Genomic DNA, 4,146 nt, shown 5'->3' with positions numbered 1-4,146 from the left:
TAAATAACATCAAAAATCAATTAATTTAATTTCACCCAACGGGTTAAACATAAATTAAAAACTAAATTTCAAAGAAATTATTCTTTCATGTTATCAGGAAGTGGTTTAATATTCAAAAAATTATAAGTATAAATTAAACTATAAATTTTCCAAGTGTTATCTGTTTTTACTAATTGCCAAGATTCTGCACCCCAATTTGTTGTTGTAGAACCCATTATAAACTTATAATCAAAAACAACAGTAGCTAACTTTCCATCAGTAAAGATGTTAACGTTATAAAATTTCTCTTCTAATCCAATATCTTTAAGTTGCGGATCATTCAATAGCTCATAAGCTCCACTCTGCTCTATTTCTTTCGCATTAGGATCTAACCGTTTTCCATATTCAAAAGACTTGTCATGTGCAACAGAAATCCATACAACTTTTTTATTGTAAAAAAGATTTGTTAAAGCAATTGAGTCTTTACTTTTAATGGCATTTTTGAAGTCATCTATAAGAATTTGTATTTCTTTTTTTGAGGCTGTCAAATCAATATCATTTAATTCTTTATCAATGTTTGATTTTGATTTTTCTTCTTTAACTTTTTCAAAAGAAATAGTTTTCCCAAATTCCGTAGTAATTGAAAAGACAGAAGAAGTTAGAATTTCTATTTTATATTTTGTTGTTCTGATAAATGCTAAGGATAATTCTTTTTGATCAGATGAAATTTGCCAAGTTCCCTTTTGAGATCCTTGAGGCGTAATAATGTTTAAAGAAAAATCTTCGTCAAACTGATATCGAATTTCAGGAATGAATGATGTAATCAGTGACTGTTTTTGGCTTTCTAATTGAGCTACTAATGCCGCATCTGACTTTTTATAATTCTCTACTAAATCAAAGAAATAAACTTCTGTTGATTTTTCTGATATTTTCCATAATCCAACAATATTTTTTGAAAAATTATTTTTTTGTGCGTTTAAAAAATTAACAATTAAAAAAGTTACTAGGATTGTAATTTTTGTTTTCATAATTAAATGATTTAATGTTATTTGACACAAACGTATTGATAAAAAAAAGTGATTGGTAATAGAATCAATACAAAATGATGAATAAATGATGAAAAAGTGACAAAAAAAGTCTTGTCATATGATAATGATAAAAACATCCTTTACTTTTGGGGTAACTATGAATGAATAATAAATATCTTGTTCATTAATAAAATTTTACAAATAACAAATGACAATAGCTAACACTACTATTTTTCAAAGAGGCTTATTGCTTCATTTACTTTTTTGGTTTTCGGTATTGGCTTTATTAATATATCCAAGCTTAATTGTTGATCAACCTCTACCGGTTGACTATTACAGAAATTCGTTAATTCTATTTATTTCCTTGTGTTTATCTGTATATACCAATAGATACTTATTGCTACCATTATACAAAAGGAAAAAATATATTTTATATTTTATTCTGATTTTAATCAGCATAGCTATCATAAGCTATACCGAAAGTATATTTTGCAATAACTTTATAAATAGTTTTATTTTCAATCTATTATTTGTGATAATTACTTCCTTTTTACACTTTTATAGAAATACGTATTTAGAAAATATTCGATTAAAAGAACTACATGATAGTATAGAGTTAAAACTTTTAAAAGAACACCTAAATCCACATTTTTTTTTTAATACGCTCAACATCTTGTACAATGCCTCAATGACAAATGCAACTATTTTGCCAAATCTAATCGTTAGTCTAGGTACAATGATGCGGTATATATTTACAAGTATAGAAAAAGAAAAAGTACTGGCTACTGATGAGCTAAACTTTATAGAAGATTATTTAAATTTTGAAAAAATTAGATTTTCTGACCATATTAAAATTTCATTTTTTAAAAATGTACAAATACAAGATCAAACCTTACCTCCTATGCTTTTAATACCATTTATTGAGAATGCATTCAAACACGGTGGAGCAAACTATAATGAAAAATTAGAAATAGATATAACTATTATGGTTAATCAAGCGTTTCTTTGTTTTGAAATTAAAAACACAAAAAATAATACCAATAGTAAAATTCTGCAATCAACAGGTATTGGAATTGCAAATACAAAAAAAAGGCTTGAGAAGTTAATTCCAAATCATCAATTGATTATTGATTCAACATCTGAATTATTCAGTGTTTATTTGAAAATACCTTTTTAACAATCTTAATGTAAACAGCATAAAAATGTCATTTAAATGTATCGTAGTGGATGACGAAAAACCGTCAAGAGAAATATTGAAAAAATTTATTGATAATATACCAAGTCTAAAATTAGTAGCAGAGTGTTACAATGCAATTCAAGTAATTGAAATTACTTCTAAAGAGTCTATTGATATAATTTTTTTAGATATTGAAATGCCAGACATGACTGGGGTTGAGTTATTAAAAATATTACACAACAAACCCTTAGTCGTATTTACAACCGCTTATGATAAATATGCTTTAACGGGCTATGATTTGGGTGTTATAGACTATCTTTTGAAACCTTTTTCTTTTGAAAGATTTGTTATTGCTGTACAAAAGTGTTTTTACAATTTAAAATCTGATAGGTTAATTAAATCCGATAGTGGAGAATTGCCATACCTCCTAATTAAAGTTGATAAAGACATTAAGCGATTTGATATCAATTCTATTTATTACTTTAAATCTTTTGGAAATTACACTAAATTATTTTTGCAAAATCGCGAAATTTTATGCTCAGAACCTCTTTCAAAAATTGAAATAAAGGTGTCCGATCACAATTTTATTAGAGTTCATCGATCATATATAATTTCAAAATCAAAAATAACTAACATTTTATCCAATGCCGTTTGCTTGGATAATTATTCAGTACCTCTAGGTAACCGATATAAGCTGAATTTATAATTTACATCTTATTGTTTCATTTGTAGAATTTTGTATCAGCTATTTTAATCATAACACATACCAGAACGAATTAATTCAAGTTGTATAAAAGGGCATACGCAAAATATATTTACAATATAAACTTGAAACCGACTAAATGAAAAACTATGAAAGAATATATTGAACAGAATAAAATTTTACTTAATCACTTTAAACCATTAGAAGAAAAACACATATTGGATGAGGTAAACTATTCTATTAAAATAAGACAAATCAAAAAAGATGAGCATATTTTAAAAGAAGGCAATTCATCTGATACAATTACCTACATTATCAAAGGATGTTTTAGACAGTATTCTGAATTACAGGGCAATGAAGTAAATTTTCTTTTTTATTTTGAAACCGATTTCGTTTTAGATTATTTAAGTTTTTTAACGAATAGTTTTTCAAAATACAATATTATAGCCATTGAAGATTCTACCATCTTAGAAATAAAAAAGAAAGACCTTAATGCGTTAAAAAGTAGAGATGTATTATGGGATTTATTCTTAAAAAATGTAGCAGAAAAAGAAATCATCAGATTATATAAAAGAAATGAAGTATTACTCACTTTAACACCAGAAGAACGCTATTTAAAACTTTTAGACGTTCATCCGCAAATAATGCAGCGAGTGTCACAAAGAAAAATAGCAACATTTATAGGTATTACAGAACAATCCTTGAGCAGAATTAGAAAAAGAATTTTTACAAAACCGCCGAACTTACCTTAAGTTAATACGACTTGCTTTAGACTAAATGTAGTTTTGTGTAAAATTCAAAACTTACTATTATGAAAATCAATTCAAAAATTCACGGTACATTAGACTACGCATCTGTTTTATTTCTTTGGGCATCACCAACTCTTTTTGGATTGCCTGAAAACACATCTTACTTCACCTATGTTTTAGGTTTTATACATTTGACCCTTACTATTTTAACCGATTTCGATTTAGGGTTAATTAAAGTGATTCCACTTAAAATACACGGCATTATTGAAGCTGTTGTAGCCGTTTTATTAGGTGTAACGGCATTGTTTTTAGGAAGTATTGAGGGTACTATTGCTCGAAATTTCTATCTGATTTTCGCAGTCGTTTTAGCTGGTCTATGGTTTTTAACTGAATACAAGAAAAACACCCTAGATTAAATAAATCATTTAACATAACCCTAGGGTGAAACTATTTGAAGTAAAATAATTTAGTACACGACAAAAAATATAATTGATTAAAAATCAATAAAAT

At 26.7% G+C, this 4,146-nt stretch carries 5 protein-coding genes; 4 read left to right on the top strand and 1 reads right to left on the bottom strand.

What is annotated here, in order from left to right; genetic code table 11:
- Nucleotides 1–77 precede the first annotated feature (77 nt).
- Nucleotides 78–1,007: a hypothetical protein gene (locus tag CHU92_RS01650; RefSeq protein ID WP_094411952.1), complete on the bottom strand. Its 930-nt coding sequence runs from the start codon at nucleotides 1,005–1,007 to the stop codon at nucleotides 78–80.
- A gap of 208 nt (nucleotides 1,008–1,215) precedes the next feature.
- On the opposite strand from CHU92_RS01650, the gene CHU92_RS01645 reads away from it, so the two are divergent.
- The 4 genes from CHU92_RS01645 (at nucleotide 1,216) to CHU92_RS01630 (ending at nucleotide 4,052) form a co-directional block, all read left to right on the top strand.
- Nucleotides 1,216–2,184 carry a sensor histidine kinase gene (locus CHU92_RS01645; protein ID WP_094411950.1) on the top strand — a complete coding sequence of 323 codons (969 nt, stop codon included), beginning with the start codon at nucleotides 1,216–1,218 and terminating at the stop codon, nucleotides 2,182–2,184.
- A 46-nt stretch (nucleotides 2,185–2,230) separates the two neighbouring features.
- Complete coding sequence (locus tag CHU92_RS01640; RefSeq protein ID WP_165764564.1) at nucleotides 2,231–2,890, top strand: LytR/AlgR family response regulator transcription factor; 660 nt, start codon at nucleotides 2,231–2,233, stop codon at nucleotides 2,888–2,890.
- A gap of 146 nt (nucleotides 2,891–3,036) precedes the next feature.
- Nucleotides 3,037–3,639, top strand: a complete 603-nt coding sequence (locus CHU92_RS01635) for a Crp/Fnr family transcriptional regulator (protein ID WP_094411946.1) — start codon at nucleotides 3,037–3,039, stop codon at nucleotides 3,637–3,639.
- Between the two features lie 59 nt (nucleotides 3,640–3,698).
- On the top strand, nucleotides 3,699–4,052 hold the full coding sequence (locus CHU92_RS01630; RefSeq protein ID WP_094411944.1) for a hypothetical protein: 354 nt from the start codon (nucleotides 3,699–3,701) through the stop codon (nucleotides 4,050–4,052).
- The last annotated feature ends 94 nt before the right edge of the window (nucleotides 4,053–4,146 follow it).

The organism is Flavobacterium cyanobacteriorum, assembly GCF_002251835.1.
Taxonomy (GTDB): domain Bacteria; phylum Bacteroidota; class Bacteroidia; order Flavobacteriales; family Flavobacteriaceae; genus Flavobacterium; species Flavobacterium cyanobacteriorum.
Note: the sequence above shows the minus strand (reverse complement) of the source record. Positions and strands in the feature narration are given on the sequence as shown.